This window comes from Prosthecobacter sp. GW821-HT29F12, from assembly GCF_058803405.1.
The window spans coordinates 1,644,810-1,668,839 of the sequence record NZ_CM179517.1 but is presented as its reverse complement, the minus strand read 5'-3'; the positions used below and the strand labels follow the sequence as shown (position 1 = coordinate 1,668,839).

At 59.8% G+C, this 24,030-nt stretch carries 19 protein-coding genes; 4 read left to right on the top strand and 15 right to left on the bottom strand.

Annotation, left to right across the window (positions count from 1 at the left end):
- The first annotated feature begins 72 nt into the window (after positions 1–72).
- Positions 73–444: a Dabb family protein gene (locus tag AC3RLQ_RS07030; RefSeq protein ID WP_487688029.1), complete on the top strand. Its 372-nt coding sequence runs from the start codon at positions 73–75 to the stop codon at positions 442–444.
- A 1-nt stretch (position 445) separates the two neighbouring features.
- Here the strand turns inward: AC3RLQ_RS07030 and AC3RLQ_RS07025 are convergent, their stop codons facing one another.
- From AC3RLQ_RS07025 to AC3RLQ_RS06965, 13 genes are all read right to left on the bottom strand, one after another.
- Entirely contained in the window at positions 446–1,192 is a 747-nt protein-coding gene (locus AC3RLQ_RS07025) for a HesA/MoeB/ThiF family protein (protein WP_493035635.1), read from the bottom strand.
- Positions 1,193–1,437: 245 nt separating this feature from the next.
- Positions 1,438–2,280 carry a 4-(cytidine 5'-diphospho)-2-C-methyl-D-erythritol kinase gene (gene ispE, locus AC3RLQ_RS07020; RefSeq protein WP_493035633.1) on the bottom strand — a complete coding sequence of 281 codons (843 nt, stop codon included), beginning with the start codon at positions 2,278–2,280 and terminating at the stop codon, positions 1,438–1,440.
- 6 nt (positions 2,281–2,286) lie between these two features.
- Positions 2,287–2,931, bottom strand: a complete 645-nt coding sequence (locus AC3RLQ_RS07015; RefSeq protein WP_493035631.1) for a purine nucleoside phosphorylase YfiH/LACC1 family protein — start codon at positions 2,929–2,931, stop codon at positions 2,287–2,289.
- Between the two features lie 102 nt (positions 2,932–3,033).
- Positions 3,034–3,480 (bottom strand): MarR family transcriptional regulator, encoded by a 447-nt coding sequence (locus AC3RLQ_RS07010; protein ID WP_397383518.1) that lies wholly within the window; start codon positions 3,478–3,480, stop codon positions 3,034–3,036.
- A gap of 230 nt (positions 3,481–3,710) precedes the next feature.
- The gene (locus AC3RLQ_RS07005; protein ID WP_493035628.1) at positions 3,711–5,249 is read right to left on the bottom strand and encodes an MFS transporter; all 1,539 of its coding nucleotides are present in this window, start codon (positions 5,247–5,249) and stop codon (positions 3,711–3,713) included.
- A gap of 125 nt (positions 5,250–5,374) precedes the next feature.
- Positions 5,375–7,096, bottom strand: a complete 1,722-nt coding sequence (locus AC3RLQ_RS07000) for an SUMF1/EgtB/PvdO family nonheme iron enzyme (RefSeq protein ID WP_493035626.1) — start codon at positions 7,094–7,096, stop codon at positions 5,375–5,377.
- Between the two features lie 116 nt (positions 7,097–7,212).
- Positions 7,213–7,989 carry a formylglycine-generating enzyme family protein gene (locus tag AC3RLQ_RS06995; protein ID WP_493035624.1) on the bottom strand — a complete coding sequence of 259 codons (777 nt, stop codon included), beginning with the start codon at positions 7,987–7,989 and terminating at the stop codon, positions 7,213–7,215.
- Between the two features lie 174 nt (positions 7,990–8,163).
- On the bottom strand, positions 8,164–9,153 hold the full coding sequence (locus tag AC3RLQ_RS06990; RefSeq protein WP_493035622.1) for a tRNA dihydrouridine synthase: 990 nt from the start codon (positions 9,151–9,153) through the stop codon (positions 8,164–8,166).
- Positions 9,154–9,243: 90 nt separating this feature from the next.
- Positions 9,244–10,134, bottom strand: a complete 891-nt coding sequence (locus tag AC3RLQ_RS06985; protein ID WP_493035620.1) for a hypothetical protein — start codon at positions 10,132–10,134, stop codon at positions 9,244–9,246.
- Between the two features lie 24 nt (positions 10,135–10,158).
- Positions 10,159–13,134 (bottom strand): Kelch repeat-containing protein, encoded by a 2,976-nt coding sequence (locus AC3RLQ_RS06980; RefSeq protein WP_493035618.1) that lies wholly within the window; start codon positions 13,132–13,134, stop codon positions 10,159–10,161.
- Between the two features lie 405 nt (positions 13,135–13,539).
- Positions 13,540–14,658, bottom strand: a complete 1,119-nt coding sequence (locus AC3RLQ_RS06975) for an iron-containing alcohol dehydrogenase (protein ID WP_493035616.1) — start codon at positions 14,656–14,658, stop codon at positions 13,540–13,542.
- 72 nt (positions 14,659–14,730) lie between these two features.
- Positions 14,731–16,161: an aldehyde dehydrogenase family protein gene (locus AC3RLQ_RS06970; RefSeq protein WP_493035614.1), complete on the bottom strand. Its 1,431-nt coding sequence runs from the start codon at positions 16,159–16,161 to the stop codon at positions 14,731–14,733.
- A gap of 96 nt (positions 16,162–16,257) precedes the next feature.
- On the bottom strand, positions 16,258–17,241 hold the full coding sequence (locus AC3RLQ_RS06965; protein ID WP_493035612.1) for a lysophospholipid acyltransferase family protein: 984 nt from the start codon (positions 17,239–17,241) through the stop codon (positions 16,258–16,260).
- 174 nt (positions 17,242–17,415) lie between these two features.
- Here AC3RLQ_RS06965 and AC3RLQ_RS06960 point away from each other — a divergent pair, with 174 nt between their 5' ends.
- A complete protein-coding gene (locus tag AC3RLQ_RS06960) occupies positions 17,416–18,417 on the top strand; it encodes a M20/M25/M40 family metallo-hydrolase (protein ID WP_493035610.1) in 1,002 nt (333 codons plus the stop codon).
- Positions 18,418–18,746: 329 nt separating this feature from the next.
- Positions 18,747–21,425: a leucine--tRNA ligase gene (gene leuS / locus AC3RLQ_RS06955; protein WP_493035608.1), complete on the top strand. Its 2,679-nt coding sequence runs from the start codon at positions 18,747–18,749 to the stop codon at positions 21,423–21,425.
- 22 nt (positions 21,426–21,447) lie between these two features.
- On the opposite strand, the gene AC3RLQ_RS06950 is transcribed toward leuS, so the two are convergent.
- Entirely contained in the window at positions 21,448–21,933 is a 486-nt protein-coding gene (locus AC3RLQ_RS06950; protein WP_493035606.1) for a hypothetical protein, read from the bottom strand.
- A gap of 35 nt (positions 21,934–21,968) precedes the next feature.
- A complete protein-coding gene (locus tag AC3RLQ_RS06945; protein ID WP_493035604.1) occupies positions 21,969–22,499 on the bottom strand; it encodes a hypothetical protein in 531 nt (176 codons plus the stop codon).
- 547 nt (positions 22,500–23,046) lie between these two features.
- On the opposite strand from AC3RLQ_RS06945, the gene AC3RLQ_RS06940 reads away from it, so the two are divergent.
- Complete coding sequence (locus AC3RLQ_RS06940) at positions 23,047–24,027, top strand: glycosyltransferase family 4 protein (protein WP_422321015.1); 981 nt, start codon at positions 23,047–23,049, stop codon at positions 24,025–24,027.
- The last annotated feature ends 3 nt before the right edge of the window (positions 24,028–24,030 follow it).

Below are 24,030 nucleotides of genomic sequence, written 5' to 3'. Positions count from 1 at the left end.
CATGCGCGATGCCACGGCGCAACCTGTTTGAAGCGTTGACTCAAAGTGCTCTTTGCGACATTCTCGCGCACCATGAAAGCTGCTCTCTTCGCCCTCGCCATTCTCTTTTCCGCCATGACCACCCTCGCCACCGCTGCAGACGCCCCCTACCGCCACGTTGTGTTCTTCAAATTCAAGGACAGCGCCACACCGGCCGAGGTACAGGGCATTGAAAACGCCTTCATCGAGCTCACCAAGAAGGTCAACACCGTCACCGCCTTTGAGTGGGGCACGAATGTGAGCCCTGAAGGCCTCAACGACGGCTTCACGCATTGCTTCCTCGTCACCTTCAAAGACAAGGCGGGCCTTGACGTGTATCTCCCGCATCCAGAGCACTCAGCCTTCGTTGCCAAGCTCAAGCCTCTGCTCGACAAGGTCTGCGTGGTGGACTTCGTGGCGAAATAAATCAGCCGCACACCGCACAGTCATCACGCTTCGGCAGGCGGATCTTGCGGAACTGCATCGTGGAGAGATCCATGGAGAGCAGCACCCCGCAAAGCGTCTCGCCGACGCCGGTGATCAGCTTGATGACCTCCATGGCCCCGATGCAGGCCGCAGTGCCTGACACCGCGCCAAACACCGGGAACTGCCGCTTCCACGTGGGAGGCACTTCGGGCACGTAGCAGGCCAGACAGCCCGTTTTGCCGGGCACAAAGGTCGTCACGCTGGCTTCCAGCGTGTGCATGGCGCATTCCACCATCGGCTTGCCTGCACGCATGGCGGCGGCGTTCAAAGCCAGCCGCTCCTGAAACAGTGGCGCGGCATCCACCACGAAGTCCGCCTGAGCCACCAGTGCATCGGCGTTTGCCGAAGAAACGTTTTCCGCGACGCCCACGATTTCACAGCGGGGATTGAGTTCCTGCAGGCGGCGCACGATGGAATCCATGCGTGGTTTGCCGATGTGATCGTGCGTTTGCAACAGCTGCCGGTTCAAATCTGACGGCTGCAGATCACCGCCGTGGGCGAGCACCAGCTTTCCCACGCCCGCTGCAGCGAGTTCCAGCGCCACCAGACCGCCCAGTCCGCCGACGCGGGAGATCAGCACCGAGGCTCCTTTGAGCTTGCGCTGGCCCTCCTCACCCACGCCTGGCACCCACATCTGCCATTCATAAATAGCGCGTTCGGGATCGGTCAGTGGGGGGAGTTCGGGCATGGGAGGATAAGGTGAACAGTCTTCAGCAAAAATATTTTCATCATTTTTCAACACTCTGCCATCTACCCCTCACTAACCCCGGTACAGTAAATGCGAGGATTTCAGCCCTCCATAGACTGGGTCTTGAGAGTGATTGGTTGTTGACTAAAACCCCTGCTTCACCGCAGGGCCAAGTTGAGGTTGAACAAACCAGAGGCCGGGCGGAATCGGGAGCCGCCCGGCCTCAATCTTTTCAGCAGGTGCTGCTAAGCCGCCGCCGTCATGGTGGATTGGACCCAGGAAGTCTCGCCGCACCATTCACGGGCTTTGACGGCCAGTTCTGCCGCCTGAGCTGGTGTATCAGTGATGGCAAACATGGTGCTGCCGGAGCCCGACATCAGGGCGGCGTGGACCTCGCTTTGCTCCAGCAGCCAGGTCTTCAGGGTGGGCAGAAGCAGGTGTTTTTGGAAAACGGGCCGCTCCAGATCATTCGACATGGCACCCCAGGGGCAAAGCTGCGGGGCATAAAGAATGCTGGGGATCTCCTTGGAGTCGGCCCAGTTCTTGTAGGCCCAAGGGGTGGGGATGGGGAAGGGAGGCTTGATCAGGACCAGCGGCAGCTGCCAGGGGAAATCCACCCCGGTGACCTGCTCGCCTCTCCCGGCACCGTCAGCGGCGGGGCTGTCGAGAATGAAGCACGGGATGTCCGAACCAATCTGCGCTCCCAGTTCGATAAGCTGCGCCTGCGTCAGCGGTGAGCCTGCGAGTTCATTGGCCCCCATCAGCACCGTGGCTGCATTGCTGCTGCCCCCGCCGAGACCTGCGCCTGCTGGTATTTTTTTTTCCAGATGCATGCGCCAGGAGGACTGCCTGCCGGTGCGGCTTTCAAAGGCACGCAGGGCGCGCATGGCCAGATTGGTTTCATCCAGCGGCACGGTGGGATCTGAGCAGGTCAGGGTCACATTGGTACCTTTGCCCAGGTGTTCGATTTCGACCGTGTCGCCCAGGGCCAGCCGGCACAGACGGGTCTGCACCTCATGAAAACCGTCCGGCCGTTTGCCGAGAATGCGCAGCCAGAGATTGATTTTGGCGGGTGAATGAAAGGTCATGGTTGATCAAGCAGTGCGACCGAGCAGCGCCAGCATGCGCCCGGTTCGGCCTTTCTCCATGCGGTAGGAATAAAAGCCGCGCAAATCCAAAGAAGTGCACAGCCCGGTGTCATGGATATGCGCTGCAGGAACGCCGGCATCCAGGGCCTGCTGGCGAATCTGCGCAGCAAAATCGATCTCATAAGCTGGAGGCCGAATGCAGGGACTCAACTGGATGTGCAGATCCTCCGGGTGCGTCCCATAATGCTGCTGCATTTTCTCGATCGCCTGCGTCGTGATGCCAAACTCGGAACCTTTTTTGCCCGAATGTACGACGCCGAAGGCTCCAGTGCGTGGATCGGCGAGATAAACAGCGCAGCAGTCGGCGACGTAGATACCGATGACCAGGCCTGGAACGTTGGATATAAGACCGTCGGTTCCTGAAATGACCTCGCTCGTGGGTGCCGTGAGCACCGCCACCTCCCTCCCATGCACCTGTTCGGCGATGCACAGAGCAGTACCTGAAAAGCCGAGTTCCTCAGCCTGGGAGCGATGCCAGTCCCACAAGCGGCTCACGACGACAGCGCGCTCGTCGTTCACATCAATGTCGGGGTGCCGCAGGGTGAAGCGATGCGCAAATCCGGGCAGTGCTTCGAGGGCAGGGAAAGTCATCCAAGGTTGATTGTGATTCATCACAGGACTGTTCTGCCATGAAAAAAACAAAGGCGCACGGATAAACCGAGCGCCTTTGCAAAAGAATGGAGAAACAGCTGCTTAGCGGGTCGCCGCTGTGTCTAGCGCACGATAGGAGTTCATGAAGCTGTCGGCATCTGCGGAAGAGGTTTCGCTCATGGCGTCAGCGATTTGATTCTGCAGCTCGTCACGCAGGCGGCTGACGAGTTCGATGCCACGGGAGGTGATGCGAACGAGCACCTTGCGGCGGTCATCCACAGCGTGGGTGCGCTCCATGAGGCCGAGCTTTTCAAGACGGTCCACGAGGCCGGTGGCGGCAGCGGTGGAATGTCCCATCTTGCGGGCGATGTCTGTCATGGTCAGCTCTTTCGACGTAGCGAGGTAGCCGAGCAGGAAGAATTGAGCAAAGGAGATGTTATCTCGGTTCAGCTCACGGGAGAGATTAAGCAAAAACTCGCGCTGACTGAACAGGATGAAATCTGCCAGCTTGGCGTGGTCTTTGGCGGGGTTTTTGGTTCCGTTAATCATGGAGGGTGTCCTTAGAGCTATGGTTTCCGAGAAATTCTTGAATAATGACTAATGTAACAAGATCCATTGGTAGGATCAAGGTAAAATCATAGAATCCATAAGTTTTTACTCAGTGCGGTGAATAACTTCTTATTTGTGAGAGGTTAATGTACGCTTATTATTATCTATGAAAGGAGAATTGGCAAACATTCTTTCAGAGAGAGGTTTGAGTCAATGTCCCCAATTGGGGGTTATTGCAGAGTGCGGCCCTTGGTCTCGGGTGCGAACCACACCAGCACCATTCCCACGAGGTAGATGCAGGAGAGGACCGAGTAGGCATTGGCGGCGGACTGCACCACGGTGACGGTGTCTGTCTTAAACATGGCCGTCAGATTTCCGAGTTGCAGCGCGCCGATGGCGGCTATGAGGCGGCCAAAGTTGAAGCAGAAGCCCTGACCCGTGGCGCGCACGCTGGTGGGGAAGAGTTCCGGGAAGTAGAGCGGGAAGAAGCCGTAGAAGGAGGCCGTGATGCCACCCAGCAGGAATGCGGTGGTGATCAGCGTGGTGGGAATCTCATTGCCAACAAAGGGAACATTGAAACGGAAGAAACCCAGCGAAGCCGCGAGGGCGGCTGCGCAGAGCAGGGTGTAGGTCACGCGGCGTCCCAGCTTGTCGGCGATGAAGGGGGTGATAAGGGTGGCGATAATCGCACCAAGGGCGGTGGAGATAACCACAAAATCGATCACGGGCAGAGTGCTGTTCTTGGGTGCCAGATCGGAAGCCCAGCGGGCGGCCTGCTGCGCGGAGCCCCAGGTGCCGAGCAAGGCCACGGCGGCGAGTCCGGCACCGATGAAAAGATTGCGCATGATGACGCTGCGGTCAGCCGTCAGCGTGCTGCCGGCTGCCACGGAGCGGGACATATACTGGCGCATCGGGTGCATGTAGCCCCACAAAGCAATGGCAAGACCCACCAGCGTCACCAAACCAGCTCCGATACCGCCAATTTTTGCCAAGGGTGACCACACATAAATGATACCCATGGCCGCGATGCAGGCAATCAGCACGCCCAGCAGATCCATCGTGGCCCAGTGCGAAGTGCTGCCGGATTTCTTTTCCGCCTCCCATTTGTGGGACTCGGGTACAAAGACGAGGATGAAGAAATTGATGATGGCCGGAAGAGCGCTGCTGACGGCAATGAAACGCCACGCACGGTTGTGCAGCAGATACTCGGTGTTCTCCGGGGAAAGACCCATGGCATGAATCCAGCCGGTGACGACGTCCAGGCTGGCGTTCAGCTTCCAACTGATGAGACCGGTGAGCAGGAAACCGATGTTTGAAGCGGCGCCGATCATGCCGGCAATCCAGGCGCGGTTTTTGTTGCCCCAGATTTCATTGACCAGAGCAACGCCCAGAGCCCACTCGCCCCCCATGCCGAGAGAGGCTACGAAACGCAGACCGGCGAAGTGCCAGGCCTCGGTGACGAAGGCGCAGAGGCCGCTGAAGATGGCGTAGGTGAAAATGGCCAGGGTCATGGCCTTCACGCGTCCGAGCTTGTCTCCCAGCCAGCCGAAAAGCACGCCGCCGGTGGCAGCGCCCACAAGGAAGACGGCAATGATGACCGTGAACCACTGGGTCTGCACGATGGCGCTCGCCTGCGGCAGCAAGTCCTGCAACGCCGGTTTGCCGATGAGCGGGAACAACCCCATTTCAAAGCCGTCAAAGAGCCAGCCGAGGAATGCGGCGATCAGTGCGGCCATGGCACCATTGTTGGAGGATTTGGGCTGGGTCATGAGTGCGTCAGTGGGGAGTTTGAGGTGAGAGTGGCAGGCTTGAACGTATCGGGGAATCGTGGGTGATCAAAAAACAGGCCGCTGGGGAGCAGCGGCCTGTTTAAGATCAGAGGAAAAGCATGTCGTTATTCTTTGGCGACACCGTTGTTCCAGGCGGCGAACATCTCTTCCACCGTGGGGATTTCCAGAGGGCGCACGATGCGGAAGCCGAGCCAGGTCGCGTCCGTGAGGTACCAGATGCTCTTTGGAAGCTGCGGGTCCTGCTGTTTCCACAGCGGATCGGAAGCCTTGCGGGCGGCGCTGCGGAGAAGTTCCGGATCGTCGTCATAGGTGCCGCCACGAGCGACATGCGGGTAGGGGGTCTTGGAGCGCACCCAGTCGTTGCCGAGAATCGAAGCGGCTGGGGTTGTGGGGGTGTATTGATCAAGGCACCATTCGCAGACGTTGCCGTAGATGTCGTAGAGGCCCCAAGGATTGGGCTTCTTCAGGCCGATCTTCGCGTACTGGAAGTTCGGGGCGTTGTCGAAGTACCAGGCGTAGTCTTTGAGCTGTGCCTTGTCGTCGCCGAAGAAATAAGCGGTCTTGGTGCCGGCACGGGCGGCATATTCCCACTCGGCCTCAGTCGGCAGGCGGTAGAACTGGCCGGTCTGGGCGCTGAGCCACTGGCAATACTTGTTGGCAGCGTGCTGCGTCATGCAGATGGCTGGGTAGCGGTCACGGCCCATGCCGAAGTCCATCGGCTGATACGGCGGGGTCGGCTGGGAGATGAGGTCTTCCGGTTTGTCGGTCGGCTTCCACACCTGGCGGGAGCCGTCTTTGTTGCGGCCGATGCTGGTGAGCTGGAAGGGTTCATACTCATCCCAGGTCACTTCGTATTTGCCCATCCAGAAGGGCTTCATGGTCTTCTTCACCTGCGGGCCTTCGTCATCGCCACGGTTGGCTTCGCTGTCAGGGCTGCCCATGGTGAATTCACCGCTCTTGATCACCACCATGCTGAATGGGATGCCCGTCTTCGGGATCTTGGAATCATAAGGCTTCATCTCCGCCTCTTTCTTCTCCTTGGAGGTCTGCACGATGAAGGCGTGAATCTTCTTCACCAGTTCCAGGTTGTCCGGGTTGGTCGAAGCCGGGCCTTTCTTTTCCTTCGCGGTCAGCTTGAGGTCTTCAGGCCATGGCGCGCCTTGCAGGACCCACAGGCGGAGGAAGTTGATGTCTTCCTTGCTCAGAGGGCCGCCGCTCTTCTTCGGCGGCATCAAATCGTCGTCATCAGCGGCCAGTGTCGTGGCATGGTAGATCGCGCTCTTGAGGTCAAAGGGGAGAATGTTCGGGGCGTTTTCGCCGGTAGTGAAGGCTTCCTTCCGCGTAGTGATGATCCAGTCGCCCTTGGCCTTGTCGGCATTGTGACAGGAGACACAGTTCTGCTCCAGAATCGGCTGGATGTGCTTTTCAAACTTGATGCGCGGGGTCTGCTCCAGCACCACGCCATCGGGCCACTCAGCGCCTTGCTCGATCCAGGTCTTGATCACTTCGATCTGCGACTTTTCCAGAGCGCCTTCCTTCTTGGGCGGCATGGCCATGTCTTCATCGGCGCCGAGCAGCAGCGTGGTGTAGATAGCGCTCTTTTTCAAATCGCCGGGCGTGAGGCCGGGGCCATTCTCATTGCCCTTCTTGATGTCTTCCAGCGTGTGCATGCGGAAGTCGCCTTTGTCCTCTTTCGCGCCGTGGCAGTGGGTGCAGGCACCTTCGAGCAGGGGCTTGATCTGCTTGTTGAAATCAATCTTCTCCGCAGCGCCAAGAAACGCGGGAGCCAGGGCTAGAAGTGGAAGGAGTGTTCGGGGAGAAAACATGGGTGCGGGCGATAGCATAGGCTTGGGCGGATGTCCAATACGAGGAAAGACTGTGAAAATTACGGCGGAATCTGGGCAGGGGCGAGCAAAGGCCCGGCGCAGGTGGATGGAAGGCATCAGGGACTCACCAACACACACCGGAATCCCCGATACATATCCCGCGTGGACGGCGCGTTATACAGCCGGTCGGATGACAGCAGGCTCAGCGGATCATAGCTCCACGATCCGCCGCGCAGCACTTTCTCCCTGCGCGATTGGTTATACCAATCCTCACACCATTCCCACACGTTGCCGCTCAGATCATAGATGCCTAATTTGTTAGGCTGAAAACTCATCACCGGCGCCGTCGTCACAAAACCGTCCGTGTATCCCGGAACCACGACCAGTCCCGGAATCTTCGACGCCCCGGCCGTGTCTGCCAGATTGGCCACACCCGTCGGCGGCGGCCACGTTTTGCCCCAGGGGTAAATCTCCTTCAGTTTCGCATCCAGCTTCTCCGGAGTCAGTCCTTTTTCCTCCTTCGTCCCAATGCCCACTGCATAACTCCACTCCCGATCCGTCGGCAGCCGATAGACCTTGCCTTCTTTCTTGCTCAGCCATTCACAAAACGCGACCGAATCCTCCCAGTTCACATTCACGACTGGGTGATCATCCCCCTCGCTGACAGGCACCCCATAGGCCTCGATCTTCTCCCACGACATGTCGATCTTCGGGCTCTCCTTCGCATAGGCCGCATAATCGCCCTTCCGCGTTTCATGGATGCACATCCAAACCTTCGTTCCAGGCACCTTCACAAACTTCATTCCCAAAGAATTCACCACCGCCTCTTCTCCCCACGCGCAATCCGCGACCATGCCCAAACCCACCAGCAGTATCAATGGAGCCAATTTCATTCTCCAAAAGAATAACCCAGCGGATGTCTTGTCACGCCTAAACTGATAGGGATCTACTTTTTAGGGTGCACATGGGTGCCCCCTCGGCTCCGCTGCTGCCAATCGTTTTTCGCATGTTCATCTCGCTCTCGGCGGAGGGCTGGGGGCAGCCCTCCCAACCTGTTGAATGGCGAATCATTCCCCAAAATGTCGCGCACACACCTCCATGATGCCGGCACGCGTGGTGCAGCGGCGCATGGCGCTGAGAAAGCCCTCGGCATCGGCCAGGCCCCAGGCGAAGAAATTGAGGTGTTTTTTGATGCGGTTCACCATGTCCAGCTCGCGGGTGTTCGGCAGCGTCACGCATTCGTACAGTTCTTCCACGTAGCGCAGGCGGTCGGCGGGGGTGGGCTGGAAGACGGGCTGGCCGCGCACGTGCTGGCGGATCTGGTCAAACATCCACGGATTGCGGATGGCGCCGCGCCCGAGCATGAGCCCGCGCACGCCGGTCTGCTGTGACACCTCGGCGGCATCCACATGGGAGCTGATGTTGCCATTGGCCAGTACGGGGCAGGGGAGGTTTGAGGTCGCGGTGCCGATCAAGTCATAGCGCACGCCTTCGCGATACATCTGCAGCACCGTGCGGCCATGGATGGTGACGAGGTCCACGCCATGCTTGGCAAACAGCGGCACCAGGGCGTCGATCGTTTCCGTGTCATCAAAGCCAAGGCGTGTCTTCACGGTAAACTTGATGGAGATGGCCTCGCGCAGCGCGCCCAGAATGCCTTCGATGCGCGGCACATCGCGCAGCAGACCGCCGCCGGCGCACTTCTTATACACGATGGGTGCCGGGCAGCCGAGATTCAGATCCACCGCCGCGATGTTGTAATGCTGGAGTTCCTTGGCGTTGCGCACCAGAGAAGGGATGTCATTCCCAATCATCTGCGCGATGGCCGGTTTGCCCGTGGGATTGTGAATCAGCGAGGCGAGGATCGGCTTGTCCAGGTGCGAGTCTGCATGCACGCGGAAGTACTCCGTGTAATAGACATCCGCCCCGCCGTAGCGCGCCATCAGCCGCCAGAACTCCAGGTCGGTGACATCCTGCATTGGCGCCAGCGCCAGCAACGGCTCAGGCCGGGCCAGGAGGGCATCCAGATGTTCGGTGGGGGAAGTGGGGGAAAGCAAAGTACTCGCGAGCTTTAGCTCGCTCTAGCACGCTCGCAAGACCTTGAAGAACGAACTCAGGTTCGAGAGTCCTTTCCCACCATCGCTGGCTCAAGGATAACTCACCTGCACGCGGTAATATTTGCGGGTCGAGATGGTATCCGGGTCGGTCACGGTGCGGGTCTGGCCGTTGTCCTGGATGATGGCGCCGGTGAGCGGCTGCCAGTGGGTCAGGTCGGTGCTGTATTGCACGGTGTAGGTGCGATCGGGAAGGCGCGGGCTGAGGGTGATAGTGTGTCCATTGCCGCTGCTGCCCACTCCGGTCAGAAAGCGCGCATGACGGTCGGTCGGGTCAAGGCCCGAGGTGTATTTGAAAAGATTGGTCTGCCCTGTGCCGGTGGGGTCGGCGCTGGCTGAGGCCAGCGGATTGTTGAGCCCAAAGTACTGCACCTGCCACGTGTCAGGAATGCCATCGGCGGAATAGATTCCGAGATCGTCAGTGCCGGTGTTCACCACGGTGAGGTGAAGGGTGTTGCTCACGCCGCAATAGCTGCCGAAAACAGGAAGGACCGTGGTTTGATACACGTTCCCGGCGGTGGCCAGACCCGCGCTGTTAACGCTGAGAGCACCATCGCTGAGGGTGAGCCAAGACAGATCACTCCAGATGAGGACGGACGTGGTTGCATCGTCCAAAGTCGCCGTGGCAGTGAGCGGCTGCGTGGCTCCTTCATTGAGAGTCGTGGACGTTGCGGCGATTTGTAATGCTGTCACTTCCGTGAGTTGGCCGATGTAGCCGCCCTTCAGCGTCTCCGCCGGAGCAGCTGCCGTGGCGATGCCGCTGATGCCGCCGAGGTTGCCATCTCCGCTGTAGCTGGTGCTGGTGGCCTGCCCCCCGCCGCTGCTTAGAGTGTCTGCGGTGATGCTGTAGCTCGCGCTGCTGCGCGGAGCGGAGCGGGCATGGGGCACGAGCAGGAGAAGGGGGAATATCCAGAGGTGCTTCATGAGCAGGGAGAGTGAGTCGTTGAATCAGGGCCTGCGGTAGAGGTAATAGGCCTGGGGCGGGTGGTAACGGTAGCCCTGGTCCGAAGCTGTGCTGCTGTTGATGCCGCCGCTGCTCGTCGTGCCGCCCCACATGAGCATTTCACCACCAGTCCAGACGGTGGTGCCAAAGGTGGTGGCGGGGGCTCCGGTGGAAAGGAGGCTGCTCCAGGTGTCAGTGGCGGGGCTGTAGCTGCCGCCGGTGTAGCTGGCGGTGGGGCCCGTGGTTCCGCCCCAGACGATGAGGGAGCTGCCCGTCCAGACCGTCGAGAGGTTTTGCAGAGATCCGGCAGGCCCGCTGCTGGCGGTGGAAAACTGCCAGTAGTCCGCCGTGGGAGAGTAGAGGGCAAAGTTTCCGGTGGAGCTGGTGCCCGATCCTGGCAGAAAGAGGGCCATGCCGCCGCCTGCCCACACGGGAGTCGCCACTGGGTTGGGGCCGTTGCTCAATGGCGTGGGAGAGGCTGCCATCGCCGTCCAAGTGTCGGTTTGCGGATTGTAGCGGGAGCCTGTGCTGTTGAAGAAGCTGGCATTGAAGACGAGCATCTCATTGCCTGACCAGACGAAGCTGGGCAGGCTGCTGCCGAGAAAGCCTGCAAACGGCGCATTGGTGGTGGAGAGGGCGCTCCAGGTGTCCGTGCCTGGGTCGTAGCGGCTGCCATCGCTGACCTCTATGAAAAAGCCGTCTGAGAGACCGCCCCAGACGATCATCTGATTCACGGGGGCTCCGGCCCAGACCATGCCCGGCTGGGAGCGGGCGGAGGGTGCGGAGGCTGTGGTGATGGGCGTCCAGGTGTTGGTCTGCGGATTGTAGCGCGCACCGGTGTTCAGCGTGACATAGGGGGGCATGTTCCCGGTCATCCCGCCCCAGACGATCATTTCCGTGCCCGTCCACACGGCGCTGTGGCCGTAGCGGGCAGAGGGGGCGTTGTTGGTGGGCAGCGGCGTCCACACGCCGGTGCTGGGGTTGAAGCGTGCACCATCATTGAAGGTGAAGTCCAGGCCATTGGCGGGGCCGATCAGATTGCCGGCCGAGCCGCCCCAGACGATGAGCTCCGTGCCCGCCCACACGGCGGTGTGCCCAAAACGCGGGGCGGGGGAGCCATTGGTCAGGGCCGTCCAAGTGCTGGTGCTGGGGAGGTAGCTGCCACCGTTTTTAAGGAATTTCGTGGTCACGCCCAAATCCGGTGTTTGCAGACCGGCCCAGACGATGATGCGATCGCTGGCGGCGGTGACTGTGGCCTCGCTGCGGTAGGGCGGAGCATTGCTGCCGCTGATGTTCTGCCAGGTGTTTGCCACGGGATCATAAATGCCGCCGTCCTGGTAGAGCGTCACCACAGGGGACCCGCCGTCAGAGGCGCTCTGTCCGCCCCAGACGATCATTTTGCCACCCAGCATGACTGCGGAATGGCCGGTGCGTGCGGCGGGTGCGCCGCTGGTGCTCATCGTGGTCCACGTGGAGGTGGTGGGATTGAAGCGGTAGCCGGCATTGCTGTAGGTGGAGGTGCCATCGTAGCCGCCCCACAGGATCATTTCCGTGCCCGTCCACACCGTGGTGAAGCCACTGCTGGGGATGGCGGGATTTCCCGGCACGCGCGGCAGCGTCTGCCAGGTGTCCGTGGCGGGGGTGTACATGCCTGCGGCGGGCAGGGTGGAGTCTCCCACGCTCTGGCTGCTCCACAGGATCATGGAGGTGCCGGTCCAGACGCCGGACCAGGAATTGCCGGGGCCCATTTCCGCCGGAGTGGCCGCCATGCTGGACCAGGTGTTGTTGGCGAGGTTGTAGCGCTTGCCGGTGCCACCGCCGCCGGGAAAGCTGGCACCCAGGATCTGCGGCATGACGTTGCCGCCCCAGATGAGCAGATCCGTTCCCGTCCAGAAGGCCTGGGCGCGGCTGCGGCCATCGGCAAAAGGGATGGTTCCAGTGGGAGCCATGGCGCTCCAGGTGTCCGTGGCCGGGGTATAGATGCCTCCGGTGGCCAGCGTCATGCCAGGCGCAGCGCTGGCCCCCAGGCCTGGGGTGGTCTGCCCGCCCCACACGATCATCTGAGTGCCAGTCCATACCGCATTGTGGTAGAAGCGCGCCTGGGGTGCTCCCACGGTGGAGAGGGGCGTCCACACGCCCGTCGTGGGATTGTAGCGCACGCCGCGGTTGATGGCGGTGAAGAGGGCGGCGGGCGTGGCACCGGCACTGACGGCGGGTATTACGCCGCCCCAGATGATGAGTTCCGTGCCAGTCCACACAGCGGTGTGTCCGGCCACGGCGTCTCCACTGGGCATGGGCGTCCAGCTTTCTCCCAGGGTGGTGGTGCTGGGATCACGCACAAAGCCCTGCGCGATCAGCGCGGCGCTGGCGGGGTCATTGGAGGCGACGATGCCGCCGCTGGGCACCGCGCTCATGCCGCTGGCAGACAGATTGGCCGCTGCTGCTCCAGAGGCGAGCTGCGTGCCGCCCACGGCTCCGCTGGCAATGTTGCTGCTCTGTACGGCTCCGGTGGCGAGCATGCTGCTGGTGATGGCTCCGGCAGGCACACTGCCCGCCGTCATGGCATAGCCGACAGACGCAATGCGCTGATCCGGCGTCAGCATCTGGAAGCCATTGACGCCATCATTGAACCACACCCGCAGCCGCACGTCGGCATTACCAAACACGCTGGCGGGCACGGCGGTCATGTTGGTCAGAGTGGTGTCTCCCAGCAGCACTGAATAGAGCCCCTGGGTCACCGTCAGTGGCACCGCCGCTGCCGGTTGGCCGCCCGCAGTGCTGGTGCCATCGTTGCTCCAGTAGGTGGTGCTGCCGTTCGTGTTCACCAGTGCAAATTTGAACTGGCCCGAACCATTGAAGTTTACGGAACCCACCGCCACGCGGCCTTGGTAGCTGAGGAGGCCTGGCACCTGCGCCTGTGCGCCACAGGCTAGCAGGATCAAACAAAGGAGAGCGAATGCCTGTTTGCGGAAAGTGGTCATGCGGTGGTTCTCGGACTGAAATGGGCGGACAGTTTTTACACATGCAGCGAGATCTCCATAGGGTCAAATGCTTATAGGGAAATTGCCAATAAGTGACTGTGGCTGCGAACTGTCTTAATCACTCCGCATAAGTTGAAGACTGATTTTAATGCGGTTGCTGGCGAAGTGTGATGGTAAGGCGCAGGGGGATGCGGAACAAAAGATCCGTGGTGATTTGTTGGGTGATGTCGGGGCTTTTGGAGATGGTGCGTCTGTGCAACGACGCTGAAACCGTTCTGTTTCCCTGGTCACCGAAAAGAGGCGTTAGTGGACACTGAGCCTGCGAAACGTTGCTTCGGGCAGGTCGAATGGATTCGATGTCGGCTTTTACGCACGAAACAGCCCCCCCTTGGTGTCACCTGAATATTACAAAGCTGCGCGATACAGCTCCACGAAATCCGCCACGCTGGGCAGGCGCGGATTGAACTGCGCGGTCCACTGCTTGGCGGCCATCTCGGCGAGATCTTGCAGGTACTCTTCCTTGACGCCGTATTCGGCGATGTTGCGGGGCATGCGGGCTTCCCAGAGGAGCTCGCTCACACGGTCGGCGAGGTCGCCGTCGAAGTAGCTTTTGTAGATGGCGGCGATCTCGGGATCGTGCGAATTGAAGCGGATCACATGCGGCATCATCACCCCCACGGCTTCGCCATGGACGACGTGAAACTTGGCGGTAAGTGGATTGGCGCAGGAGTGGGCGGCGCCGAGCATGCTGTTCTCAATGGCGATGCCCGCATACGCGGCACCGAGCTGCATCATGCCGCGTGCTTCCAGGTCCTTTGGATCGCGCAGCACCCGGCTGAAGCCGCTGTGGCAGAGGCGGAAGCCTTCACGGGAGTAAAGGGATGAAAACGCATTCCGCTTGTTGGTGACGGCGGTTTCCAGCGTATGCGTCAGCGCATCGATGCCGGTGCAGACGGTCACGCGATGCGGCTGGGAAATGGTGAGCTCAGAATCGAGGATGGCCACCTTCGCGGCGGCTTTGGGATCGCCGCAGGCCATCTTCACATGCGTCACCGCATCAGAGATCAGCGCAAAGCTCTGGCACTCGCTGCCCGTGCCGGAGGTGGTCGGGATGGCGATGATCGGCAGCATCGGCTTCGTGGCCTTGCCCACGCCCCAGTAGTCCTGAATGCGGCCGCCATTGGTCAGGATGAAGTTGCAGCCCTTCGCGGTGTCCATGCTGCTGCCACCACCGAGACCGATGATGATGTCCGCCTTGAACTCACGCGCCACGGCCACGCAGGCATCCACATCTTCCGTGCTGGGATTCTCCCGCACGTCTCCAAACACACGCGCCTGAAGTCCGGCTTCGATGAGGAAAGAGACAGCGCGTGTCACGTAGCCCGCCTTCACAATGCCCGGATCACTCACCACCAGCGCCCGCGTGCCGCCGAGTCCACTCGCCAGCTCGCCCACTCGCGCGAGCGTGCCGTTGCCGTAGATGAGACGCGTGCGCGGCTGGTAATCGAAAGGTGCGAGGGACATGCAGTTCGTGATTGGAGTATGAAGCTTGCAGGCGGAACCATTAACGGACCGCCTGCAGACAGGATGACGAACTCAAGCGCAGTCGATGGAGCGGCGCTTGTACAGGAACTCGAACATGTTGCCTTCGTGCGGCTGGTCCCAGCTGATCTTCATCGTGCTGATCGGCCCGATGTTCAGACGGTCGATGTCGCCGCACTCAAGGAGGTCGTTGATGAAGGCCGGGTCCTGCGTGATGGCGGTGACGATGAGGGAGTAGCCGATGCGGCCGAGCACTTCGCTCTGCGGGATTTCCAGCACGCTGGCGTAAGGGCAGAGGAATTCGCGGTTGGCGAGCGGGTGCTTGTTATCCGAGCACCAGATGATGGTGGGGCGCAGGAAGGTGCCGCCTTGGAATTCCACTTTGCGCGGTCCCTCGCGGAACTTGGCAGTCATGTCTTCAGCGCCAGGAGTCTGCAGATCGTTGTCGATGGCGCTGTCGATGTAGTCGGCCATCTTCACGTTCGCAAAGCCTGCGAGGCGTGCGTTTTCGTCCTCCGGCGTGGTCGGTCCCACAGGGCCCAGGCGTTCAGCCAGAGCGGTGGCGATTTCCTTGCCATACTTCGGCACGATGATCGCGGAGGCGTTGATGCAGGAGCGGCCGCCGTTGTCGCTGATGGAGGCCACCATGACATCGAGGTAGTCCTTCCAGTTTTCGATCTTGTCTTCGCCGATGATGATCTTGCTCCAGCCCGGGCCATGCACCTGCACGGCGGGATTGCCTTCATACATCTTGGCCATGGCCACGTCACCAAAGACGAGGTTGCGCCCGCTGAGCTTCACCACTTCGCCGCTGCCTTCGTGGTCGGTCGGATAGAAGCCGAAGGCTTCCGCCGGTGCGCCTGCAGCGATGAAGGCCTGGATGAGACGGTAAGGGGTCCAAGGCTCTTCACGGCCTGGCTTGATGACCACCGGAATTTTGAGCGCGATGGCTGGCAGCCAGAGGGAGTTCACCGCAGGGGAGTTGCTCGGCATCACCAGGCCGAGGGATTTGGTGGTGGGGAAGTAGGAGACAGGGCAGCCGGACTGCGTGCCAAAGCCGCGATCAATGACGCTCAAATCAAGGCCGCGGGTGAGGCCGTTGAGGATCATCTTCATGTTTGTCAGCGCAAAGTGCAGCTTGGCCATGTTGCGCTTCACCATCACGTGCGGCAGGCCGCTGGTGCGGGAAAGGGTGGCGATGTATTCTTCCGGACTCTGCGTGTGACCTTTGTCGCCCAGGGGCAGGGTGCCGTTGAGGAAGAGCTCGCCTGCTTTCGCGGTGATTTCGATGAGCTGCTCCACGGTGAATTTCTTCAGCGCGGCGCGTGCTTCGCCGATCTTCGCCAGATCCTTGCGCACGATGCCGGCATTCACCTGGCTGATTTCGGCGCAGACCTCGCCGGTTTTGTGATCTTTGACCTGAGCCTTGTCGAGCGACTCATAGGGGCGGCCTTTGCGGAGGGCAGGAAGATGGGGAATGGACATTGGCGGGTTGTTTTTTGGAAGGTGTGAGGGTTACGAGCGCCGATCACACTGGGCAATGGAAAAACAGGCGCATTTGGCGAACTCTTTCAGAGACATTTACTCAGCCTTCGGCTGCGGACGCAGGCCTTCGGGAATCATCTGGATGAGGGCTTCGCTGAGATTGGAATAATACGGGTAATCCGGGTGCGGCACGCCGTGCTCGCCCACCGGGCGGTAGCGCCACTGCTTGTACATCCAGAGCCAGCATTCGGGGTGCTTGCGAATCTCGGCCTCAAAGAGGTCCCAGATGCGCTGTGTCACCTCACGTGTGTCATCCTCCGGCTTGGGTTCAATGGCTTCAAACAGGTGGGCCTCATAGCGTCCATCCGGCAGCGGGCGGCACACCCCGGTGATGACGGCAAGGCCGAGACGCTTTGCCAGCTCCACATGCAGCGTCGGCACGGAGGTCCACAGGCCGTAGCACTGGATCGCCGTCGCGGCCCTGCCGGGAGCGATGCTCAGGTCTGTGAGCAGTCCCGCGTGCCCCTTGCGCTTGAGCGCCTTCATCAGCTTGATCATCGCATTGTCCTGCGAGATGAAGGTGTGCCCGGACTGCTCCCGCAGTCTTTTAAAGAGGTGCGTGATGGCCGGGTTCTTGAAATCCTGCGCAACGACGGTGAAGGGGAAGCCACGAAAGCCCCAGATCTGGCTGATGAGTTCAAAATTGCCGTAATGCGGCGTCACCCACACCGCGCCGTTTTCACGCGCTTTTTCTTCCGCGGCGGCATCCGTGATGATGTCGAAATGCGGCTGCCAGTTGTCCGCCCTTAGTTGCGGAGACCAGAACAAATCCACGAAGGTGCGCGCGAAGACCTGATACGAGCCGCAGGCAATCCGCCGCCTCTCCTCCAGCGTGTATTGGTCGCCAAAAGCGCAGCGCAGATTGTCCAGCGCCGTGGTGCGTCCGCGCGCATCAAGCCAGTAGGCCAGCCTGCCGAGGACGCGTGACAGCACCATGAGCACGTGACGCGGCAGTCGTGGCAGCAGCCACACGGCCAGATCCAGCAGCATGATCTCAATAGAATATCGGAGCTTCTTCACAAAGGGTATAAGAGGGACGTTTCGTGTTACGACGGCGCACGCCTGCGATCAACCACAAAGCCTTGTCGTGACAGCAACCACATGACGCAGCCATCCTGGCGGCGGGCTCGAAGAAAAATCGAAGCAGCTTCACGTGGCGTTTGTTGTTTGCATAAATTCGCTTTAGGATGGCGCATGCCCGCCACCAACCTCAACAACATTCTCAAGCGACTCCTCAAGCAGCCGACGGCCCCGTTTCATGAATACCATGTCCGTGCGGAAATCGAGGCGCTGCTCAAAGACTGTCCGCATGTGAAGTTGAAGCATGACAAGTTTGGCAACCTGCTGGCCACCTACAAGAACGGCAAATCCAAGAGCAAGCCTACCTGGGTGCTTGGTGCCCACATGGACCACCCCGCTTTCATCAAGCCACCCGGCAGCACCAAGCGTGACGAATGGGATTTCCTCGGCGGCGTCGGCCAGCTGGAAGTGGACGCCGGTGTGAAGCGCGGCCTGCGCAAGGCCAAGGGGCAGATCGCCACCTGGAATTTCCCGGTGAACATCACCAACACCCGCATCGAAGCCACCGCCTGTGACGACATCATCGGCTGCGCGGCCATCGTGATGACTTTCCTTGATCTCGCCCGTCTGAACATCCAGACCACCGTGCATGCGGCCTTTACCCGTGCGGAAGAAGTGGGCTGGCTCGGAGCCTGGCACCTCGCGCAGAACTGGCCCTTCGGTGCCGACAGCGTTTTCCTTTCCCTCGAAACCAGCCGGCCCGTCAATGGTGCTGTCATGGGCGGCGGTCCGATCCTCCGCGTTGGAGATCGCGTTTCCATTTTCGACAGCGAAGCCATGGCCGTGCTGATGACCACTGCCAAAGAGCAGGGCATCCGAGTGCAGCGCTGCCTGCTTGACGCCGGTGCCTGCGAAGCCACCGCCACCCAGGCCGCAGGTGTCCGCAGCGCGGGCATCTCCATTCCGCTGGGCAACTACCACAATCTCAACGACGCCCGCCAGATCGTTCCTGAGTACGTCATGATGGACGACTTGAAGTCCCTCATCGATCTTCTCAAAGCCCTCGTCGCCACCAAGCACGACGGCATCGGCGAACGCACCATCCGTGAGCGCGTGGAACTCCGCATGATGGAGCACGAAGCGCACCTCAAGGCGGGAACGAAGCTGTTTAAGTAGAAGGGGTGCCGTTGCGCGCTCTCCGATATGGACTGCGGTCGCGCAGTGAGGAACGAACGCAGCTACCGCTTTCGCAGGCCGGGCGGCTGGCGAAATGCTACACACCTTCGGAAGAACCCGGTCCACGACGCGAGCGGGCCGATCGGCTCCACGCACACAACGAGACGCTCGAAAGCGGTGGCTGCGATGCAGGCTTGCGCCGTGCATCTGCGCGACCGCACTCCAAACAGCCCCCGTCTCATTCGACGGCCGAATCTCCCGTCGCGCCTCAACTTGCCCACGCAGCGACCTTGACCTCTCTCCGACCCTCGCCTTCTTTCGCGCCCCCTATGAGCAGCGAGCAGCGCAAAGCCTTCCCATTCTCTGAGTTTGAACCCAAGTGGCAGGACGTGTGGGAGGCCAAGAAGGCCTTCCGCACTCCGAATCCCGGTGATGCCGACTTCGACGCCTCGAAGCCGAAGTACTTCGTGCTCGACATGTTCCCCTATCCCAGCGGCGCAGGCCTGCACGTCGGACATCCGGAAGGCTACACCGCCACGGACATCATTGGCCGCTTCAAGAAGATGTCCGGTTTCAACGTGCTGCACCCCATGGGCTGGGATGCCTTCGGCCTGCCGGCTGAGCAGTACGCCATCAAGACCGGCCAGCATCCGCGTGCCACCACGGAGAAGAACATCGAAGGCTTCCGCGGCCAGCTCAAGCGCCTCGGCTTCGCCTACGACTGGGATCGTGAAGTGAACACCACCGACCCCGGCTACTTTAAGTGGACGCAGTGGATCTTTCTGAAGCTGTACAACTCGTATGTCGGTGACGATGGCAAAGCTCACCCCATCGCCGAACTCGAAGGGAAGGGGCTGAGCCGTGAAGAGATCGACTCACGCCGTCTCGCCTACGTGTCCTCCGCGCCCGTGAACTGGTGCCCGGAGCTCGGCACCGTGCTGGCCAATGAAGAAGTCGTGGACGGCAAAAGCGAAGTCGGCGGCTTCCCCGTTGAGCGCCGCCCCATGCGCCAGTGGATGCTGCGCATCACCGCGTATGCCCAGCGTTTGATCGATGAACTCGACGGCCTCGACTGGCCTGAGAGCATCAAGTTGCATCAGCGCAACTGGATCGGCCGCAGCGAGGGCGCCGAGGTTAAATTCAAAGTGGCCGGAAGCGAAGAGACGATCACCGTTTTCACCACACGCCCGGACACTCTGTTCGGTGCCACTTACATGGTGCTCGCGCCAGAGCATCGTCTGGTGGACATGCTGGTCACCGAGGAGCAGGCCACTGCTGTGGAGGAGTATCGCGAGAAGGCTGGCCGCAAGAGCGACATGGAGCGCACCGAGCTCGCCAAGGACAAGTCTGGCGTCTTTACCGGCGCGTACGCCATCAATCCCGTCAACAACGAGCAGATCCCCATCTGGACCGCCGACTACGTCCTCATGGGCTACGGCACCGGCGCCATCATGGCCGTGCCTGCGCATGACGAGCGTGACTTCGAATTCGCGAAGAAGTTCGAGCTGCCGATTAAGTATGTGGTCGGGAAGCTGTTTTCAGAACTGTCAAAAATGGAGGAGGATTCCATGAGCGAATGCATCCCCGGCATTCCAACCGCCACCGTGGCGGTAAAAGTGACTGGGCCAGACAATCTCAAACTTGCATGGTTTGATGGTCGTTGCTTCAGCTACGAGGGATACGCATGTAACTCCTCACCATTGATTGACGGCTTGCCTACACTGGAGGCGAAGAAGAAAATGGCCGCCTGGCTTGAAGAAAAAGGCCTCGGCAAAGGCACTGTGAACTTCAAGCTGCGCGACTGGCTCTTCAGCCGTCAGCGTTACTGGGGCGAGCCCTTCCCAATCGTGTGGGAAGACGGCAATCACCGCAGCATTCCTGAAAGCGAACTGCCGCTGCTGCCGCCGACGCTGGAAGACTTTAAGCCCACGGGCACGCCCGAGCCTCCTCTTTCCAAAGCCACCGACTGGGTGCGCTACTCCGACACCGCCACGCGTGAGCTCAACACCATGCCGCAGTGGGCGGGCTCCTGTTGGTATTACCTGCGCTACTGCGATGCGCAAAACAGCGAACGCTTCGTCGGCGAAGCGGCGGAGAAATACTGGATGGGTGGCGGCAAACCCGGCGGCGTGGATCTCTACGTCGGCGGCACCGAGCACGCCGTGCTGCACCTGCTGTATGCCCGCTTCTGGCACAAGGTGCTCTTTGATCTTGGCTACGTCAGCACGCCGGAGCCTTTCCAGCGTCTGGTGAACCAAGGCCTCATCCTCGGCGAAGACGGCCAGAAGATGTCGAAGTCACGCGGCAACGTGGTGAACCCCGATGACGTCGTGCGCGAGTACGGCGCGGATTCGCTGCGCCTGTATGAGATGTTCATGGGCCCGCTGGAACAGGTGAAGCCCTGGAGCATGAAGGGTGTCGAGGGCGTGTATCGCTTCCTCGCCCGCGTGTGGCGTCTCGTCATGGAAGTCAGTGAAGAAGGTGTGTGGAGCGTGTCCCCCGCACTGCAGGACGTGCCTGCCAACAAGCAGGTCACCAAAGCCCTGCACGAGACCATCAAGAAGTGTGGTGAGGACATTGAGAAGCTCAGCTTCAACACCGCCATCAGCCAGATGATGATCTGCACCAAGACCTTCACGGCAGAGGAAGTGATGCCCGCATCCGCTGTCGTGACCTTCCTCAAGGTGCTCAGCCCCTTCGCGCCGCACATCGCGGATGATCTGAATGCCCGCATCGCCAGCAAGTTCCCCGCGCTGGCCGTGCAAGGCCTGCTCAGCGACGCCACCTGGCCGAAGTACGATCCCGCCGCCCTCATCGAGGACGAGGTGGAGATCGTCTTCCAGGTCAATGGCAAGCTGCGCGACAAAGCCCGCCTGCCCATTCAGGCCACCAAGGAGGAGATCGAAAAGGTCGCCCTCGCCAGCGCCCGCGTGCAGGAGTTCATGGAAGGCAAGACGCCGAAGAAGATCATCGTCGTGCTCGGCAAGCTGGTGAACATCGTGGTGTGAGCCACGCTGTTCAGCTGCCTGCTCACTTCTTCAGTTTCGGCTCGCCGACGCCCAGTGCCTTGAGCTCTGTGCGTACGGCGTCCAGATCCTCAGGTGAGACGAAGAGCATGGCGTAAGCACCATTTTCCCGAACGATGAAAGCTGGCTGACGGCCGAGCTTGATCTCAGTGTTGAGCTGGGTCTCCATCTCCTTTTCATCAATGAACGCCCGCCAGGAGTACTCGCCCTTAAACTTCAACTTGCTGGAATGGATGGTGCGCCACTGGTTCTGGGCACTGTCATACTCGAAGTAAACCAGCTGCTGGCCCTTCTTCCACATTTCCTCGTTATAAGCCATGGCGGCCTGACCTGACATCCATTTGGAAAAGAGCTTCTCGCGCTCCTTGCCTTTTGAAGACTCGACTTTGGACGGATAGGACACCCTTAATTCGTCTTTGGCCTGTGCCGGGTTCAAGACGACCAAAACGAGAGACAAGGCAAACCAGACAGAATGTGCAATCGTTTTCATGGCTTCAAGAATAGGAGACATTCAGTCCAGTGCGATCACTTCTTCAGCCTCGGCTCACCAATGCCAAGTGTCGTGAGTTCCGCACGCACAGCCGTCATGTCCTGTGGTGAGACGAACAGCATTGTGTAGCCGCCGCTGAGATTGCGAACGACGAAAGCGGTCTGCAGGCCGCCCTTAGTCTCGCTGTTGAGTCTGTCCTCCATGGCCTGCTCGGTTGCCATATACCAGCGTGAGTAGGGGCCGTTAAGCTTAAGTTTGTTCACAAAAATGGCGCGGGCCTGGGAGATGCTGCCATTGTATTCGAAGTAAATGATCTGCTCGCCCTTGGCCCGCTTCTCCTCGACCTGGATGCGCAGGGCGTCGTAGCTCATCCACGGCGTAAAAAGCTTCTCGCGCTCTTTGCCCTTCGATGACTCGACTTTGGAAGGGTAAGACAGGCGCACCGTTTCGTCTTTGGCCTGTGCTGGCATCAAGGCGACGATAACAAGAGAAAAAACAATCCAGGCTAAGTGTGTAGTCGTTTTCATGACCTTAACGTCATAGGTTAAAATGCTGAGGTCTGTCAAGCATCATGCGTACACCTTTTTCTATGCGGGTCGTCATCACTCACTGCCTCCCAAGCAGACAAACTATGGTGGAATACGGAAAAGTCCGGCAAAAACTTCATTGTCATGCGGGGCAGGGTGGGAGGATCGTGGTTCGAGTCTGGCCCATAGAAGAGGATGTGGTGAGCTGCCTAGTTTGGTCTTGGGGCTGCGAAAGAATTCCATTTCTTATACGTCATATAAAGCTCCTACAAATAGCACCGAACTTAAAAGTTAAGATTGGTGGTAAAAAAAATGAGCCTTTGAGGCCGAGTGCTGTCTTACTCAGAGTGAATGGACTGCCTGCACTTTTCCCATGTAATAGCATCAGTCACAAAGATATCTTTGCAGGTTAACTCATTGGCCGTGAGTTTCTTGCATTCATTCCTATTCTAGGTTTGGAATTGGAAGAACAGGGTAGGCGGATTTCGAATCTGGCTTAAATAAAATAAATCAATCCACACTCAAATAAAGCTCGTTCCTCAGACATCTATAATTACCATAAAGTGACACTATTGCCCCCTCTTTCATGTTGATAGCTATTCTTCATTACTCAAAACCTCCCGTCATTGGTGGCGTGGAACGTGTCATTGGCGAGCAGGCCGCCGCGCTGCGCATGCTGGGACATGAGGTGGAAGTCCTCACGCGTGAGGAATGGCACATGGCAGCTTGGGATGCGGTCATCGTTCATAACGTCTTCACCATGCCCTTCGATCTTGCCTGGACGAAGAAGCTTATCGCACTCACACGCTCACGCCCCGACATCCGCTGGATCAACTGGGTGCATGACGTGCGCTGGTGGGATCAAGTGCCGGAGGCCGTGCATGTGGCGGTTTCCGAGTTCCGGCGGCAGGACTACGCGCTGGTGACGGATGAGCCGATCCACGTCATTCCCAATGGCTGTGACTCTGCCGCCATTCTGGGCCTTACTGAACGTGTTCGAGACCTGAAGCTCGAGCACGAGGGGTTGGTACTGCTGCAGCCCACGCGTTTCGTGCGGCGGAAGAACATCGAACTCGGCCTGCGGCTGCTCGCAGAACTGCCTGAGGCCTTGTACATTGTCACGGCGGCTCCTGATCCGCATCAGTCCGATGGAGCGAAGTACTTCCGCGAATTGAAGCAACTGGCCAAAGAACTTGGCGTGACCAAACGCGTACGTTTTCTCGGTGAAAAGGCCCCTTTGACCGACAATGACGTGCGCAGCCTCTACCACATGGCGGATCTGCTGTTTTTGCCCAGTACGCAGGAAGGCTACGGACTTCCTCTGATCGAAGGCGCGATGCATGGTGTGCCCGTGTACTGCTCCTGCATTCCGGCGCATCGGGAAGTGGCGGTGGGAGCCACTTTTTTCAAGCTCACAGCCTCCCCCAAGGCTCTCGCACGCAAGATCAAAAAAGACACCGCCATCCAGATGAGGCAGTCGCAGCGGCAGATGATGGCGCGGCTCGCCTGGTCACGAATTGTACAGGAGATGCTAGAGCCGTTGCTTTCTGGTCGAAAGGCTCCATGAGTG

Coding starts and splice junctions, on each gene's coding strand:
- AC3RLQ_RS06995 (WP_493035624.1), bottom strand. CDS start 7,989: ATGAAATTGGCTCCATTGATACTGCTGGTGGGTTTGGGCATGGTCGCG.
- AC3RLQ_RS07010 (WP_397383518.1), bottom strand. CDS start 3,480: ATGATTAACGGAACCAAAAACCCCGCCAAAGACCACGCCAAGCTGGCA.
- AC3RLQ_RS06940 (WP_422321015.1), top strand. CDS start 23,047: ATGTTGATAGCTATTCTTCATTACTCAAAACCTCCCGTCATTGGTGGC.
- AC3RLQ_RS06975 (WP_493035616.1), bottom strand. CDS start 14,658: ATGTCCCTCGCACCTTTCGATTACCAGCCGCGCACGCGTCTCATCTAC.
- leuS (WP_493035608.1), top strand. CDS start 18,747: ATGAGCAGCGAGCAGCGCAAAGCCTTCCCATTCTCTGAGTTTGAACCC.
- AC3RLQ_RS06950 (WP_493035606.1), bottom strand. CDS start 21,933: ATGAAAACGATTGCACATTCTGTCTGGTTTGCCTTGTCTCTCGTTTTG.
- AC3RLQ_RS07005 (WP_493035628.1), bottom strand. CDS start 5,249: ATGACCCAGCCCAAATCCTCCAACAATGGTGCCATGGCCGCACTGATC.
- AC3RLQ_RS06985 (WP_493035620.1), bottom strand. CDS start 10,134: ATGAAGCACCTCTGGATATTCCCCCTTCTCCTGCTCGTGCCCCATGCC.
- AC3RLQ_RS07000 (WP_493035626.1), bottom strand. CDS start 7,096: ATGTTTTCTCCCCGAACACTCCTTCCACTTCTAGCCCTGGCTCCCGCG.
- AC3RLQ_RS07015 (WP_493035631.1), bottom strand. CDS start 2,931: ATGACTTTCCCTGCCCTCGAAGCACTGCCCGGATTTGCGCATCGCTTC.
- ispE (WP_493035633.1), bottom strand. CDS start 2,280: ATGACCTTTCATTCACCCGCCAAAATCAATCTCTGGCTGCGCATTCTC.
- AC3RLQ_RS06970 (WP_493035614.1), bottom strand. CDS start 16,161: ATGTCCATTCCCCATCTTCCTGCCCTCCGCAAAGGCCGCCCCTATGAG.
- AC3RLQ_RS07025 (WP_493035635.1), bottom strand. CDS start 1,192: ATGCCCGAACTCCCCCCACTGACCGATCCCGAACGCGCTATTTATGAA.
- AC3RLQ_RS07030 (WP_487688029.1), top strand. CDS start 73: ATGAAAGCTGCTCTCTTCGCCCTCGCCATTCTCTTTTCCGCCATGACC.
- AC3RLQ_RS06980 (WP_493035618.1), bottom strand. CDS start 13,134: ATGACCACTTTCCGCAAACAGGCATTCGCTCTCCTTTGTTTGATCCTG.
- AC3RLQ_RS06960 (WP_493035610.1), top strand. CDS start 17,416: ATGCCCGCCACCAACCTCAACAACATTCTCAAGCGACTCCTCAAGCAG.